Source organism: Nonomuraea rosea (genome assembly GCF_039539705.1).
GTDB lineage: Bacteria > Actinomycetota > Actinomycetes > Streptosporangiales > Streptosporangiaceae > Nonomuraea > Nonomuraea rosea.
The window spans coordinates 87214-102818 of sequence record NZ_BAABDQ010000044.1 but is presented as its reverse complement, the minus strand read 5'-3'; the positions used below and the strand labels follow the sequence as shown (position 1 = coordinate 102818).

General features: G+C 68.6%; 14 protein-coding genes. 4 read left to right on the top strand and 10 right to left on the bottom strand.

What is annotated here, in order from left to right; all coding sequences use genetic code 11:
- Positions 1 to 145 precede the first annotated feature (145 nt).
- Positions 146 to 904, top strand: coding sequence for a DUF6081 family protein (locus ABEA43_RS55620; RefSeq protein ID WP_345575321.1), 759 nt, complete (start codon positions 146 to 148; stop codon positions 902 to 904).
- Here the strand turns inward: ABEA43_RS55620 and ABEA43_RS55615 are convergent.
- A complete protein-coding gene (locus ABEA43_RS55615; RefSeq protein ID WP_345575319.1) occupies positions 897 to 1598 on the bottom strand; it encodes an SDR family NAD(P)-dependent oxidoreductase in 702 nt (233 codons plus the stop codon). The genes ABEA43_RS55620 and ABEA43_RS55615 overlap by 8 nt on opposite strands.
- 319 nt (positions 1599 to 1917) lie before the next feature.
- On the opposite strand from ABEA43_RS55615, the gene ABEA43_RS55610 reads away from it, so the two are divergent.
- Positions 1918 to 3237: an MFS transporter gene (locus ABEA43_RS55610; protein ID WP_345575317.1), complete on the top strand. Its 1320-nt coding sequence runs from the start codon at positions 1918 to 1920 to the stop codon at positions 3235 to 3237.
- On the top strand, positions 3234 to 4463 hold the full coding sequence (locus ABEA43_RS55605; protein ID WP_345575315.1) for a LuxR C-terminal-related transcriptional regulator: 1230 nt from the start codon (positions 3234 to 3236) through the stop codon (positions 4461 to 4463). Before ABEA43_RS55610 ends, ABEA43_RS55605 begins: the two co-directional genes overlap by 4 nt.
- Here ABEA43_RS55605 and ABEA43_RS55600 read toward each other — a convergent pair.
- The 8 genes from ABEA43_RS55600 to ABEA43_RS55565 form a co-directional block, all read right to left on the bottom strand.
- Positions 4412 to 5098 (bottom strand): isochorismatase family protein, encoded by a 687-nt coding sequence (locus ABEA43_RS55600; protein WP_425570618.1) that lies wholly within the window; start codon positions 5096 to 5098, stop codon positions 4412 to 4414. The two genes, ABEA43_RS55605 and ABEA43_RS55600, sit on opposite strands and share 52 nt — an antisense overlap.
- 41 nt (positions 5099 to 5139) lie before the next feature.
- Positions 5140 to 5925: a 2,3-dihydro-2,3-dihydroxybenzoate dehydrogenase gene (locus tag ABEA43_RS55595; RefSeq protein WP_345575357.1), complete on the bottom strand. Its 786-nt coding sequence runs from the start codon at positions 5923 to 5925 to the stop codon at positions 5140 to 5142.
- A 19-nt stretch (positions 5926 to 5944) separates the two neighbouring features.
- Entirely contained in the window at positions 5945 to 7141 is a 1197-nt protein-coding gene (locus ABEA43_RS55590; RefSeq protein ID WP_345575311.1) for an FAD-dependent monooxygenase, read from the bottom strand.
- A 27-nt stretch (positions 7142 to 7168) separates the two neighbouring features.
- Positions 7169 to 8485 (bottom strand): phenylacetate--CoA ligase family protein, encoded by a 1317-nt coding sequence (locus ABEA43_RS55585; protein ID WP_345575309.1) that lies wholly within the window; start codon positions 8483 to 8485, stop codon positions 7169 to 7171.
- Positions 8482 to 9243 (bottom strand): amidohydrolase family protein, encoded by a 762-nt coding sequence (locus ABEA43_RS55580; protein WP_345575307.1) that lies wholly within the window; start codon positions 9241 to 9243, stop codon positions 8482 to 8484. Before ABEA43_RS55580 ends, ABEA43_RS55585 begins: the two co-directional genes overlap by 4 nt.
- 12 nt (positions 9244 to 9255) lie before the next feature.
- Entirely contained in the window at positions 9256 to 10359 is a 1104-nt protein-coding gene (locus tag ABEA43_RS55575) for a 3-dehydroquinate synthase II family protein (protein ID WP_345575305.1), read from the bottom strand.
- Positions 10360 to 10446: 87 nt separating this feature from the next.
- The gene (locus ABEA43_RS55570; RefSeq protein WP_345575303.1) at positions 10447 to 11271 is read right to left on the bottom strand and encodes a 2-amino-3,7-dideoxy-D-threo-hept-6-ulosonate synthase; all 825 of its coding nucleotides are present in this window, start codon (positions 11269 to 11271) and stop codon (positions 10447 to 10449) included.
- Between the two features lie 12 nt (positions 11272 to 11283).
- A complete protein-coding gene (locus ABEA43_RS55565; protein WP_345575301.1) occupies positions 11284 to 12567 on the bottom strand; it encodes an aspartate kinase in 1284 nt (427 codons plus the stop codon).
- Positions 12568 to 12932: 365 nt separating this feature from the next.
- On the opposite strand from ABEA43_RS55565, the gene ABEA43_RS55560 reads away from it, so the two are divergent.
- Positions 12933 to 15140, top strand: a complete 2208-nt coding sequence (locus ABEA43_RS55560; RefSeq protein WP_345575355.1) for an NAD(P)-binding domain-containing protein — start codon at positions 12933 to 12935, stop codon at positions 15138 to 15140.
- A 16-nt stretch (positions 15141 to 15156) separates the two neighbouring features.
- Here the strand turns inward: ABEA43_RS55560 and ABEA43_RS55555 are convergent, their stop codons facing one another.
- Complete coding sequence (locus ABEA43_RS55555; RefSeq protein WP_345575299.1) at positions 15157 to 15534, bottom strand: DUF6223 family protein; 378 nt, start codon at positions 15532 to 15534, stop codon at positions 15157 to 15159.
- Between the last annotated feature and the right edge of the window lie 71 nt (positions 15535 to 15605).

Here is a 15605-nt window from a genome sequence, read left to right as displayed (position 1 = left end):
AAAATGGCGCGCCACCTCGGCCGAACCACGCGAAAGTGCGATGTGCGGCGACGCCGCCGCGGTCAATGGTGGTGACAATGTGGCCGTGGCCCGCCGCCCGATGGCGCCGTGCGGGCCTATCCCGGGAACGCTGAAAGGAGCCCCGATGAACGTGGCGTCGAGAAGAGACGCGTGGACGTACGACGATTTCACCAGCGGTGAACTCGATCCCACCCGTTGGAGAGTCCTGGCGGTAAAAGGCGCCAACGGCGAACGGCACGCTTATCAGGACCGTAACGCACGGCTGCGCACCGGTGACGGCCGCTTCGAGCTGAGTGTCAATCCGTTCAGCCGCTTCCACGACACGGACCCGATGCAGAACAACGCCAAACAGATGTACCAATCCGTCCAGCGCTTCATCGTGCCGGCAGGCGGCCGGCTGAAGGTGGCGGTCGAAATGGCGGTGCAGACCTATGGTCAGCTTCCCGGCGATCTGCTCGACGCCTTCGGCACGATGAACGTCTTCGACCTGGAAACCGGTGTCGTGTTCAACTTCGCCGCGACCAATGACACCGTTTACGCGGTGGTCGAAAGGCTGGTCATTCCCGGCGTGAGCCGCCCGGAGGAGCACTATGTCCACCGGGTGGTTCTGGAGGTGCCGACGGAGCCGGGGCGCGAGCACCGCTACGCCATCGACTACCGGTCCGAGACGTCAGAGGCGGTCTGGTACGTCGACGGTCGGCGCGCGTACTGGGCGAGGACCCCGGTGCCGGTCGAGGGTTTCCACGTGGGCATGGCCCTGTTCTCGGCCCGGGATCTTTCTCGTTACAGTCGCGAGGAGCGGGAGCACGGGCAGGGCGCGACCGGCCGATGGAGTCCATGGAGGATCACGGCATCCGGTCCGGCGCACGGCCCCATCAGATGAGCAGCTCTCCCCCGTCGATGCTCAGGTTGACACCGTTGATCGATCGGTTCTCCAGCAGGAACGCGATCGCCTCGGTGCAATCCTGCATCGTCACCAGCCGTTTGGTCGGCGTACGCGCCTTGACGGCCTCCCAGCCGTGGGGCTTGTCGCGCCAATACGGCGTATCGGCCACCATGCTCGGATGCAGGGCGTTGAACCGGATCGGCGCGAGCTCCGTCACCAGCGTTCTCACCAGCGCGCTGATGCCGCCGTTGGCGGTCGTCACGGTCGTGGAGCCCGGATAGGGCCGGTGCATGGCCAGCCCGCCGAGCAGCACGGCCGAACTGCCGTCGGACATTCTCGGGGCGAGAGCATGGATGACGGTGGTGTAGCCGATGAGTTTCATCGTCAGCATGCGCATCGCGTCGGCGGGACGGTATTCGCGAACCGTATTGTGATCCCGCTCGAGTGCCGTGAGCACCAGCCGATCCACTTTGTGCACGTCTGACAGCGCGGCCGGAATCTGTTCCTGGACGGTCAGGTCCAGTCCGAGTCCACGGGTGTGCCCGCCGATCTCGTCGGCGACGCCTTTGGCCCGGCGCTCCGTGCGGCCGGTGATGACCACGTCACAGCCGCGCGCGGCGAACGACTCGGCGACATGCCGCCCGATTCCCGACGTCCCGCCGATGATGACGACATGAATGCGATCGGACATTGGACTGTCCCTCCTGCCGTGGAAGCCCCAGTTGAATGGCCGGTCCGCTGACCGTACCCGGCGCCGTGACGGCCGGTCCTCACGTGTTCGCGGTATTCCACCCGGTGAATCACGTGAATGGGCGATGGCTCGCGCGGTCGAAACCGGTGAGGCTCTACGTGTCAGTACCGCACGAAACGGTGGTGCCTCACGACGGACAGCGGCGGAATAGCGCGAACAGCGGAGAACAGACCCGAATAGGGGCGCGACAGTGATCCAGACACGCCACGATGAGCTTCACCGGCGTTCTCCTGACAACCGTTGGTGGATTGTCGGCGGCATGGGGCTGGCCGTGTTCATGGCCTCGCTCGACATGAGCATCGTCAATGTGGCGCTACCGGCCATCCGTGACACGCTCGCGGCTCCGACGGCCACCGCGCAGTGGGTCGTACTGGGATACCTGCTCCCGCTGGTGGCGCTGGCGCTGCCCGTGGGGCGATGGCTGGACCACGTCGATCACCGGGCTGCGCTGGTCTGCGCCTGTGCCGGGTTCGCGGCTTCCAGCCTCACGGCGGGCCTCGCGTCGTCGATCGGCTGGCTCATCGCCGCGCGGGTTGTCCAGGGACTGTTCGGTACCTCGCTGATGACGCTGATTCCGGTGCTGATCACCACGTCCGTCGAGGCTCGGGTACGCGGCCGGGCGATGGGCTTCGTCGACACGCTCGGGATGCTCGGGCTGATCAGCGGGCCGGCCGTCGGCGGCCTGCTCGTGGCCTCGGCAGGCTGGCCGTGGATCTTCTACGTGAACGTGCCGGCGTGCGGAGCGCTGATCGTCCTTGCACTCGTCCGGCTTCGGCGTACCGGGAGGATCGTTCCGCCTGAGCGTGGCGCGGCTGTGGAGGCGGCGTTTCTCATAGGAGCGGCCGGCGCCGTCATGATCGCGTTCACGCTGGCCACCGGCCGTGAACCGCAGTGGCTGGCCTTGGGGCTGGTGGGGGTACCGCTGATCGTGGCCTGGCGCCGGCTCCCCGCGAGCGTGCCGGTGCGGAGTCTGCTCAGACTGCCTGAAATGCGGGGACCGCTCGCCGCGCTGGCCGCCACCGCGGCGGCCACAGGGCTGCTCTTCTATATCGTCCCGTACTACCTCATGACGGTGCTGCGGACCTCTCCTCCTGTCGCCGGGCTGACGATGCTGGCCTTTCCGCTGGCCGCTGCCGCACTCGGTCCGCCCGCCGGGCTGCTCGCGGACAGATTCGGGTACCGGCGCATCGCGCTTCTCGGGCTGGTCGCGCTGGCATGCGGCCTGCTGGCGCTCATGCCGGCGAGTCAGTCCTGGCAGGCGGCGGACGTGGCGTGGCGGCTCGCCGTCGCCGGGTCCGGCATCGGACTGTTCAATGCGCCGAACATGAGCGCGGCGATGTCGGCGTCTCCCAGCGGGCTCCTCGCCACGGCGGGAGCCGCGACCAGCGTGGCCCGGCAGGGCGGCTTCGCGCTCGGCCCGGCCATGGCGACCTTGGTATGGGGTCTGTCGAACTACGGGATCGGTGGAATCCGCGGTGCGTTCGCCGCCGCGTCGGTGGTCGTGGCGGCCAGTGCCGTCCCGCTCGCCCGCGGCCCCCGGTCACGTCGTCCGGGACCGGTTGGATCGGAGCGCCGATGACCCAGAAGCTACGTGGCCGCGAGGGAGAAGAGCGGCAGATCATGCGAATGATCCACCTGGTCGCGGCGGGCGCGAGCGCCGTCCTGCACGTCGAGGGCGGGTGGGGCAGCGGCCGCACACGGCTGCTGCGGGAGGCGGCCGACGCCGCCGGCCGCCTCGGATTCACCGTACTGGACGGCGATTGGCCGCCAGGGGGGTCGCTCGGCGCCCTCCTCGATGCCCGTGCGTCGCGGCGACCCGTCCTCGTGGTCCTGGACGACGTCCATCATGCCGATCCGGCGTTCGCCCGCAGCCTGTGCGCGTTGCCGTGGCGGCTGCGTGATCAGCCGATCGCTTGGATCCTCAGCCGCCGCCGCCACGCCGGAGGGCCGGAGGTCCAGCGGCTCTTCGCCCTTCCACACCCGGCGGCCGCTCTCGTGGACCTGCGCCCACTGTCCGCCCAGGCCACCGGGCTGCTGGTGGCCGACCATTCGGCATGCGCCGTCACCGGTCTGCCGGAGCTCATGCGGGCGACCGGTGGAAACCCCTTGCTGGCCGTCGAACTGGCCCAGGCCGTGGACAGCACCGCCGGCCGTCCCCCGGACCGGGTGCGAGGGTGCGTACGAAGGTGCATGGCGGAGCTCAGCGGTGACTGCCGCCGGCTCCTGCAAACGGCCGCGGTGCTCGGCGCGCGCTTCGAGCTGGGCGATGCGACGAAGATGCTCCGCCGGCCGGCGGGAGAACTGCTCGCGCCGGTCGAGGAGGCGCTCGCCGCGGACATACTCGCCTGCGACGGCGACCGGCTCGTCTTCTCCCAGAACCTGTTCTGGCGCTGCGTTCTCGCGTCGCTCCCGCAGCCCGCGCGAACGGCGTTGGAGCAGGACGCCGCAGCCCAGCGGCTCACCTTCGCCGCCTCCGACCGCGCAGGCCCGCCCCTGGACGCGTCGCGGGCCGGGGAACGGCTGCAGGTTCTGAACATCCAGCTCGCCCGGCCTGTCGCGCAGGTCTCCGGCTGGACGGAATTGAGCGACCTCGAGCGTACGGTCGCGCATCTGGTCAGCCAAGGACTGACGAACCAGCAGATCGCCAGCCGCGTGCTGCGGTCACCGCACACGGTCAACTACCACCTGCGCCGGATCTATCAGAAGCTGGGCATTCGCTCGCGCATCGAGCTGGCCAGGCTGACCCTGCTGCACTATTCGGCCGGGCGAGCGCCGGCGGAGGACGTGATGGACGCGGCCGGCTGAGCCTCCAGCTCCTTGAGGATGTCGGCCGTGGGCAGCGGCACCGCGCACCGGCCCGCGGCGTAGCGGAGCGCCATGACGTGATGTTCGAGAGAGAAGTCGGCCATCGCGTCCGCCGCGAGGAACGGCTGGATGTCACGGGTGAACGCGTCACAGACGGTCATGAGGCATCCGACGTGGGCGTAGACGCCGCAGACGATGAGCTGATCGCGGCCGCAGCGCCCCAGCAGCCATTCGAGGTCGCTGCGGTAGAACGCGCTGTAGCGCCATTTGGTCAGCACCGTCTCGTCCGCCTCGGGAGCCACCTCGTCGACGATCCCGCGGTCGGCCTCCTCCACTCCCATGCCCGGGCCCCAGAAGTCGTTCAGCAGCCCGCGGTCGTGGGTGCTCATGCCACCCGGCTGAGCCGTGTACATCACCGGCACACCCGCCCCCCGTGCCACCGCGATCAGCTTCGCGGTGTTGGCCACGAGCTCTCTCAGCGGCGACTGCCCGGCGGCGAAGGGCCGCAGGAAGTACCGCTGCATGTCGTGTACCAGCACGACAGCCCGGTCGGGGCGGGGCCGCCAGGGCACCTCCGCGATCGGCAGATCATCGTCGCCGGGCATGCGGTACGGCGCTATCTTCTTCATGGCCATCGCCTGTCTCCTGTTCCGCTGCTGGATCTTCTGGGATGACGTCATACGTGCAGGGCGGCGCCGCCATCGACGTACAGGTCATGGATCGTGATATGCCCCGCTTGATCGGACACCAGGAACGCGACCGCCTCGGCCACGTCCCGAGGCTGGGCCAGCTTTCTCAGGGGAATGCCGACGCGATAGGCGGCCGGTGAGCCTGCTATCGCCGACGCCGGATCGACCTGCTCCCCGAGCATCGCGCGCAGCATGGGAGTATCGGTCGAGCCGGGCGAGACGATGTTGCACCGGATGCCGTAATCGGCAAGCTCCAGCCCCAGACACCGGGTGAACTGGGCGGACGCGGCCTTTGACGCGGCATAGGCGGCCATCTCCGTTCGCGGCACACCGGCGGCGTTGGAGGCCACCGTCACGATCGCGCCGCGGCGACGCGGGATCATCCGGCGGGCCACCGCGCGGCAGACGTAGAACACGCCGTCCGCGTTGACCGAGAACACCTCGCTCCAATGCCGGTCCGGCATATCGGCCACTCTGCCGACGCGCAGGACCCCGGCCGCGTTGACGAGTATGTCGATGGGGCCCTGCTCGTCTTCGACCCGCTGGACAAGCGCCTCCACCGCCTCACTGTCCGCTACGTCGGCGGTGTGTCCGCGGACCGGCAGACTCTCGGCCGCGAGTTTGGCCACGGCGGTTGCGAGCCCTTCGGCGTTGCGATCCGCCGCTGCGACGTGCGCTCCGGCATTCGCCAGCGTGCGCGCCACCTCCGCGCCGATGCCCTGGGCCGCGCCAGTGACCAGTGCGACCTTCGACTCGATTCCGGACAGTTCCATCATGATCTCCCGTGGTCGGTCATCCGTTGTTCTGGACGGCCGCGGCTCGGCCGGCGACGGCTCGTTCCGCGTCATAGCCGAACAGCCATTGATGCCGGTCCAGGCCCGACGAGGTGCGGGCGGCGGTGTCGCGGCGTCGCTGTGCGTCCCCGTCGGCCAGGTGGAAGCTGCGCACGCTGTCGCGCGACTCACGCTGGATCCGGCTCGTACGTGACAGGCGAATCCGGCTGTAGCGGCGCAGGGCAGCGCCCAGGCCGTCCGCACCCTCTTCCAGGAGGCAGCGAGCGAGGGCGACGGCGTCCTCGATCGCCTGGTTCGCGCCCTGCGCCCGGAACGGCAGCATCGGATGTGCGGCGTCACCGATGACGGCCACTCTTCCGGAGCCGAACCGATCCAGGCTCTCCCGATCGTGCAGCGCCCACCTGCTGACCGTCTCCGCCGCGTCGATCAGACGGGTGACGTCCTCGTGCCAGCCCGTGTACACCGGCGCGAGATCGCGCACACTTCCCCGCGCCGACCACGACTCCTCCCGCCAGTCGGGCGCGGTCACGGTGGCGCCGAAGCTCACCTGCCGACCCGACGACACCGGGTAGCACACGCAGTGCTGGTCCGGTCCGTACCACAGCTGCACCCGTGGCTCGGCGAGCAGGTAGGGCACGCGTTCTGCCGGTACCAGACCCCGGTAGATCGTCTGCCCGGAGTACTGGGGCCGATCGGACGCGAGGTGCTCCCGCGCCACCGAGTGGATACCGTCGGCGCCCACCACCAGGTCCGCGACGACCGTCGTGCCGTCGCCCATCGTCAGCCGCGCGGCGTCGGCCGATTGCGTCACGGCGTCGCAGCGGGCGGCGAGGTGCACTCGCTCGCGCGGTACGAGCGACAGCAGGCTTCTGTGCAGGTCCGCCCGGTGCACGGTGTAGTAGGGAGCCCCGAACCTGAGAAGACACAGGTCGCCCAGCGGCGTGCGTTGCAACAGCGTGCCGTCGTCCCAGCGGCGCATCTCGATCGCCTGCGGCGCCACCGCGACGGCACGTAACCGATCTCCCAGGCCCAGCCGGTGCAGCAGCCGGGTGGCGTTGGGCGCCAACTGCACCCCGGCCCCCACCTCGAACAGGCGCGGCGCCTGCTCATAGACATGGACGTCGACGCCGGCCCGGCGAAGGGCGGCGGCGAACGTGAGGCCGGCGATGCCGGCCCCGACAATGGCCACGCTCATCTGCGGCATGTCGGCTCACCCAAAGATTCAGTAGTAGAGGAGGGCCTTGTCCCAGTCCTCGCCCGGGCCGAACAGGCTGCGGGGTTTGACCACGTCCGACATCGAGGTCAGGACGGCGCTCGGAACCAGAGTGCCCGGCGGCAGCCCGGCCACGTCGCTGTCGGCACCGAACTCGGTCCGTATCGATGCGGTCAGCTCTGCCCGGGCGGCCTCCCGGTGCTCTTCAGGCACCTCGATCTCGACGCGCAGGACCTCCGGTTCGGCCCTTGCCCGCCAGAACAGCACCCCGTACGAGTCCGGGAGGGAGAAGACGAGCTCCTCCAGGCGGTGCTGAGTGACCGTCACCGTGCCGACCCGATAGCCGAAAGCCGAGCGGCCGAGCACCTTGACGCTGGGAAGACCCCATCCGCATGCACAGTCGGCGTAAGAGACCTCCACGTTGTCCTCGAGGTTGTAGCGCAGCAGCGGCATGGCCTCTCGGTACAGCGGCGTGACCACGAGCTGCCCTTGACCCTCCGTGCGGACGGTGCCGGTCGCCGGGTCGTACACCTCGAAGATCGCCCGGTCCGCCCACAGGTGCAGCCGCCCGTGCGGGCACTCGCCGGCCAGGCTGCCGGTCTCGGTGGAGCCGTACTCCTCGATGACCGGAACGCCCCATATCCTGCTGATCCGCTGGCGGCGAGCGGTGGTCAGCGGTTCGCCGCCGGTGAACAGCGCGCGAAGCGCGGGGAAGTCGGCGCCGGGCCGGTGCCCGGCGATGGTCGCCGCGGCGGCCCACAGCAGGTACTCCGTCGCCACCGCCCACGTCAGCGTCACCCCCAGGTCGTGCAGGACGCGAACCACGCGGGCGTAGGGCATGGCCAGCGAGCGGTTGTCGCCGGGCACGATGGTGGCCCCTCGCAGGCGGCCGGCAGCGTGCGCGAGGTGCCCCGTCAGCATGAGGGCGTAGGGCGTGCGCACCAGGAAGATGTCCTTCTCCGACATGCCGCACCACTTGCGGGCGAAGCGCTCGGCCAGGTCGATCCAGTCCTCCTCGGTGTAGTACGAAGGTGTGGGCTGACCGGCGGTGCCGCTGGACTCGTGGTAGGTGGCCAGCCGTTCCTTGGGCACGGCGAGCATGCCGTACGGATAGTTGTCCCGTAGGTCCTGCTTCGTGGTCAGCGGCAACGTGGCGAGGTCCGCGGTGCTGGCGGGCAGGGCGGCCGAATTCAGCCGTTTGCCGTAGAACGGCGAGCGGGCGGCCCAGGAAATGGTCTGCGGCAACTGCCTCTCCTGGAGACGCCGTACGTCGTCCATGCCGTTCCATTGACCGAGCTGGGGCAGGCTGGAGCTCGAGGCGTTCATGGCTTTTCCTCTCCTAGCAGTCGGTGAGCGTTGTCCCAGGCGACCCGCTGCCACTGCTCGGGCGGTAGGCGCAGGGACCCGAACTTGGCCAGCTCCACGGCCGGGTGCTGGAGCGGGTACTCGGAGCCGAACAACACCCGGCCGGCGCCCAGACGGCGCAGCGCCGCCTCGGCCACGCAGGTGTAGCCGCCGGAGGTCTCCAGGTGGATGTTGGACTCGTCCTCGATCAAAGCGAGGGCGTAGAAGTCGATGTTGCCGATGCCGCAGTGGCCGAGCACGAAGTTCACCTGCGGGAATCGACGGGCCAGCGTAACCAGGTCGGCCACCCCCGCGCCGGGGCGGGCCAGGCAGACCACGTACACGGGGTGGCCGAACGTGTCCGCCACGTCGACCAGCGCCGCGACACGCGGGTCGGTCAGGCCTACGCCGTGGACGGCGGGTGACACCTCCAAGCCGCGGAACTCGGCGGCCCTGGCACGGTACGCACCAGGCAGCCGGTGCGGATTGGCGAAGAAGAAGGGCACCAGGCGTCCGTCGGTGCCCTCACAGGCGGCCAGCACCGCGTCGTTGCCGGCGTCCGTCTCGACGTGCCCTCCCAGGATGAGCTGACGGGACAACCGGTCGAGATCGATGGTGCCGCCGGCGCACGCCACCGCCCGATCCAGCCCGCAGTCGTCGAGCGCCGCCAGCAGCCGCTCCCGTGCTCCGGCCCGGGGAGCCAAGCGCACGTGGAAGTCCATGACGGGTTGCACTGTCATCGCGGTCACCGCTCATTTCTCGATGCAGAACTCATCGATCGGGTAGCCGACGTGCCGCTGCTCGACCGGCAGGTGGCCGAGCATCTTCGTGCCCGCCGCCAGGTCTGTGACGTTCAGCACCGTGCCGCCCGGCCCGAGCACCCGTACATGCCAGTCGTCCTGAACGATGAGGTTGACGAGAACGCCCGACGGCGCCACCGCGTCGATCGCGAGCATCGGCCGGCTCTCGATCTTGACCCGGCCCACCGTGACGGCTCGCGCCCGCCCCGCCGAGTCCACGGCGAGCACTTTGCCGCCGGCGCTGAGCTCGCTGAGGTAGTTGGTGCGTCCCTGCTCCGACAGCGTGTACGAGTGCAGCGCCCCGGCGTTGACCCGGAACGGCCGCGTCGGCATGTACGGAAGCGGATGAGTCTCGCTGCAGCACAGAATCATGCCGTGGGAGTACGAGCCGACGAGAATGCCCTCGTCGGGGCGGAACTGCGTACAGGTGTCCACGCACACCCGTTCCCCCATGCCGACCCGCCGGATCGCGGTGACCTCCAGCTCCACCAGCGACAGGTCGGCCAGAGTGACCGCCGCGGCCGCCTTCAGGCTGGTGGCCTCGCCCGGGGCGCGGGGGGCGAGCATCACTCCGTCGGAGCCGTGCTCGAGCACCCCGAAGACGATCTGTGCTTCCTCGACGTCGGCCACCTGCGTGATGACCGAGCCGTCCGATCTGGCCGCGGCGGCCAGCACGATCTCCAACGGGATCTTGGTGGGGTCGCGGAAGGACAGCACGCTCCACCGGTCGAGGCGCGCGGCCCGGCATGCTTCCTCAAGGCTGTCAGGGTCGGTGATCTCCACGAACCGGCCGAACTCCACGTCAGAGTATTGACGGGCCAGCTCGGCCGGGTCGCCATGGCGGTCTGGGTCGACGATGACCAGATCGGCGATCTCCAGCTTGTCCGGTAGCGACTCGGTCAGCGGGAACAGGACCTTCTTCACGGTCGGGGGCAGTGCCGCCAAGTCGTCCGGATCGGCCGCCACGACGGCGTCCACCCGCTGGTGGATGGCCTCCTCGACGATCGCTTCTCTGGCCCGGTCGGCGTTACGGATGTCCAGCCAGCACAGTTTCACGGGTTCTCTCCTCTGCCGAGGTCAGGTGGTGAGGTTCAGCCGGTCGTCCGGCGGTCAGGTGGTGAGGTTCAGCCGGTCGTCCGGCGGTCAGGTGATGAGGTTCAGCCGGTCGTCCAGCACCTCACCGCGTGCGGGACAGCGCGGATCGTGGACCAGGCTCGCGACCGTCGCGGCCATCCGGCCTGGCCGGCTCGCCTGGAAGACATTGCGTCCAACGGCCACCCCGGCGGCTCCGCCACGCAGCGCGTCGGAAACATTGGCCAGGATGGCGCCGTTCTCCTCCTGGCGTGGCCCGCCGGCCACGATGACGGGTATCGGGCAGGCCTGCACGACCTCCGCCATCTGATCGGGCGTTCCGGGATAGTCCGTCTTGACGATGTCCGCGCCGAGGTCGGCGGCCAGCGTGGCAGCGTGTGCCACCAGATGGGGCGCCCGCGAGTCGCTGATCTTCGCCCCCCGGGCGTACACCATGGCGAGCAGCGGCACATTCCAGCGGTCGCAGTCCTCCGACACCGCGGCCAGATCGGTGATCTGACGGGCCTCTGCGTCCGAGCCGATGTTGACGTGCACACTCACCGCGTCGGCTCCCAGTCGCAGTGCCTCTTCGACGTCGGCGACCAGGTATTTCGCGTTCGGATCCGGAGCGTGTCTCGTGCTTGCGCTCAGATGCACGATCAGCGACATGTCACCGAACCAGCCGTGATCGACATGGCGGAGACTGCCCTTGTGCAGCACCACGGCGTCGACGCCGGTACCGGTGAGCTCACCTACCAGGGCGTTCAGATCGCCGCAGCCGAGGGGGCCATCGGTGACGGAATGATCGAGGGGGACCACGAGCAGGCGTCCGTCGCCGTGACGGAACAGGCGTCGCACGCGGAGACGCCGGGCGAACGAGGCGTTGTGTACGGCCATGGTGTCTGCCTCTCAAACCGGAGCTGAGTGGGCGGAGGTCGCGGACGTGCGCGGCGCATCAGGAGAGCGCTGCTCGTGCTGGTCGAGGTGGAACTCGCGATGCAGGGCGGCGACGGCGTCGACGGTGCGGTCCTGCGGCACGATGACCGATATCCGCAGCTGAGAGGTGGAGATCCAGCTCGTCGGAATCTCGGCCGCGGCCAGGACGGCCATGACCCTGGCCGTGTACTCCGGGCGGCTGAGCAAACCCATCCCGACCACCGACACCTTGCCGACGTTCTCCTCGAAACGCACGCCACCCCCGAAACCAACCGCGACTTCGTTCAAAGCGGCCCGAATGCGACCGGCCTGGCTGCGACGCATCACGAACCCCATGCGGAATTCGTTCTCATAGGGTCCGGATCTGGCTACCAGGTCGACCACCGTTCCCTGGGCGGCCAGCACCTCGAAGACCTCAGGGGCCAGATCGCGACAGCCGTTCTGGCAGTGCACCAGCACGCGCGCGACGTCGGTGTCATGGGTCACCGCCACGACGACTCGCCTGGTTTCCAGCGGCCGGCCGTCCTGCAGTTCGACGATGGTCGTTCCCGGCGCTTGCGATGACGCGTTTCTGACGCGCACCTCGACCCCCTCCATGGCTGCCAGCTCGACGCAGCGGGTATGCAGAATCCGCGCGCCCGCGAACGCCATCTCCGCCATCACGTCGGGGCGGATCCACGGTAGGCATCGGGCGGCGGGAAGTACGCGGGGATCGGCGCTGAAGACACCATCGACATCGGTGTAGATTTCGCACGCGGACGCGCGCAGCCGCGCCGCCAGCGCCACCGCGGTCGTGTCGGAGCCGCCGCGCCCGAGGGTGGCGATGTCGCCGGCCTGGTCGACCCCCTGGAACCCGGTGACCACGGCGACCTCGCCCTTCTCCAGAACCGCCCGCACAGGTGCCGCGCCGATGCTCGAGATGAGCGCGTCGCCATGGCGATCAGTCGTCCGGATCCCGGCCTGATGAGCCGTCAGCGAAGTGGCCGGCACTCCCAGACGCGTCAAGGCGAGGGCCATCAACGCGGCCGACTCGCACTCGCCGACGGCCAGCAACTGATCCAGCTCTCGCGACGGACGCGTCGGGCCGATGTCGGCGGCCAGCCGGAGGAGATCATCGGTTCTGCTGCCACGCGCGGAAACGACCACGACCAGCGACCGCCCCCGCCGCCACTCCGGTGCGATTCGCAGGGCGGCGTTGCGAACACGGTCAAGCGTCTCCAAGGAGGTACCGCCATATTTCTGGACCAGCACTTCCATGGTGGTATCACCGCCTGATATCGAACTCGACTGAGAATGACAGTAATAGCGATGCGCCTTTTGCCCAACTACTCATACGAGTAGTGCCTCTTATGCGGCCATTCGCATCACTCGTTCACGTGAATCTGACGGGAATCGCGTGAACGGGTGACGCCGCTTCCCCATCGTGCGCAGAGACTTCGAGGAGATGGAAAACATGCCGATATCGGTTGGGAGGATCTCCCGTGTCCATCCGACAACTGTCCGCCGGGCAAAGGTCTCGAACGGCCGGCATTATTGCGGCACGGTGGCCGGCGAGGTGGCTCACCGCACTCCTTCCAGGGGAACCGACTCCTGGCCGGCTGGTGAAATTCGCCGTTGTCAACATGTGCACCATGGCCGTCCTGCTCCTCGGCTCCAGCGCGATTCTGCTGTCCGCGGCCGGCGAGCTGCGCTGGGCGGGAGTCTGTCTGCTCGGCTGTTTCGGCCTGGACGGGATCGACGGCGCGCTTGCCCGGAGGTTCGGAGTCTCCAGCCCCTTCGGCGCCCAGATGGACTCCTTGGCGGATCTCTGCGGGTTCGGGGTGGCGACGCCCCTGCTCGCCTATCACTGGCTCAACGGTGCCGCCCCGCGCTACGCGATCGTGTCCACATGCGCGATCCTGGCCATCTGCGCGATGATCCGGCTCGCGCGCTTCAACGTGCTCCCCAAGGAGGCGCAGTACTTTTCCGGCCTTCCGTCGGCGATGCCCGCCGTCATCCTCGGCATCGCCATGCAATTGGATATCGAGCCGGCCGCCGGCTATGCGGGGCTCATCGGATGCCTGGCCATCCTTATGATCACCACGTTCCCCTATGCCAAGTTCGGTCCGCTCTTCACTCTCCGGTGGTGGTTCTGGCTGATCTCCATCCCGGCCGTACTGACGAATCCGAAGGCGGCCTTCGGATTGCTGACCGCCACCTACTTGACCTCAGGGCCGGCCCTGTGGGTCCTGAAGCGCTCTCCCCGGCCGGCTCCGGCTGTGACCGGATCGTCGCCACCTGCCGGGCGAGAAACCGCCGGAGCGTCGATGCCCCAGACGTTCGCCCAGTTGCCGGAGCCGCACGCGCGCATTGCGATCATCGGTGCCGGGTTCGGCGGGCTGGGGATGGCCATCCGGCTCAAGCAGCTCGGCATCGACGATTTCGTCGTGCTCGAACGCGGCGACGACGTCGGCGGGGCCTGGCGGGCCAATGTCTACCCTGGCGCCGCCTGCGACGTACCGTCCAATCTCTACTCATACTCGTTCGCGCCTGATCCGGGCTGGACCCGTACGTTCCCCTTGCAGCCTGAGATCCAGAGATATCTGCGACGGTGCGCGGCGGAGGTCGGATTGGAGCGGCATCTTCGTTTCGGGCATGAGATGCTGGCCGCCGAATGGCATGACGATTCCGCTCATTGGCGCATCGTCACATCGAAGGGATGTCTGACGGCGGACGTCCTGGTGGTCGCGGCCGGCCCACTCAGCGAGACCGCCACGCCGTACCTTCCGGGTTTGCAGCGATTCGCCGGCACCGCCTTTCATTCGGCGGCATGGAGCCCCTCTTACGACATTCATGGCAAGCATGTGGCAGTGATCGGCACCGGCGCGTCCGCCGTGCAGTTCATTCCGGAGATCCAGCCGGAGGTCAGCCGGCTCTACGTTTTCCAGCGCACGCCTCCGTGGGTGATTCCGCGCTGGGATCGCAGCAAGACCGTCCTTGAGCGAGGGCTCTTCCGGAAGTTGCCGAGCGTGCAGCGGCTGGCCCGAACGGGGGTCTACCTGTGGCGGGAGTCCCTCATCCTCGGTCTGACGTTCGATCAGCGGATGCTCAAGCCGGTGGAGTGGCTGGCCCGGCGTCACCTGCGTCGGCAGGTCGACGACCCTGAGCTGCGCGCGGCACTCACTCCCGATTACCGGCTCGGCTGCAAACGGATCATCCTTTCCAGCGACTACTTCCCCGCGATCACTCAGCCGAATGCCGAACTGGTGACGAGCGAGATCCGTGAGGTCGGCGAACATTCCATCGTCAGCGCTGACGGGACTGAACGCAGGGTCGACACGATCATCTTCGGCACAGGGTTCGAGTCGGCCAACATGCCCGTGGCCCGCCGGCTTCGCGGAAGGGACGGCCGGCTGCTGGCCGACGCCTGGGGCAAGGGTGCGGAGGCCTACCTGGGCTCGTCCATAGCGGGCTATCCGAACCTCTTCCTGCTTCTGGGGCCGAACACCGTGTCGGGCCAGAACTCCTCGCTTCTGACGATGGAGGCCCAGATCGAGTACGCGGTCGATGCCATACGTTTCATGGGCGGGGCCGATATCGCGGCGGTGGAGGTACGCGCGGAGGTCCAGGCGGCATTCGTCTCCGACGTCCAGCGAAAGATGGCCGGGACCGTGTGGTCGTCCGGGTGTACGAACTGGTACCTCGACGCCCACGGCCGTAACACCACTTTGTGGCCCGGCTTCACCCGTGCCTTCCGCCAGCGGACCCGCCGGTTCGACCACGAGAACTATGTCGTGCGGGTCCGTTCCTCGCAGCCCCTCGACCGGGGGTCTCCAGAACGGGCACTCTGACGGCTCACGTCCCCGGTCAGCCGGTGCGGCGGGAGCGGACCTGGGCCAGCCCGCCCAGAACCATGGCGATCAGCCCCAGCACCAGGGCCGCGTAACCGCCGACTATTCCGTAGCCGGCGCCGGGGCCACCCTCGGCGGCGCCCACGACCACCCCGCCGATGACCGCGCCGATCAGGCCCGTCACCAGGGCAACGATGGCCCCTCTCCGCCCGGTGCCGAACCGGCCTGCGGATCGAGCCATGGCCAGCCCGCCGATCACCACGCCGGCCAGCGCCAGCAGCGCGGCCAGCGAGGCCCAGAGACGCGCGGGAGTCAAGCCATAGACGGTGACGGGGTCCGGCTGGGCCAGGATGTACGCGGCCGCCGGTGTGGCGAGCAGATGACGGACTGACATGAGACGCTCCTTCTGGCTTCTACGACTGGTTGTCGCCTGATGATGCCCGTCGAAGCCCTCGCGGGTCGTCC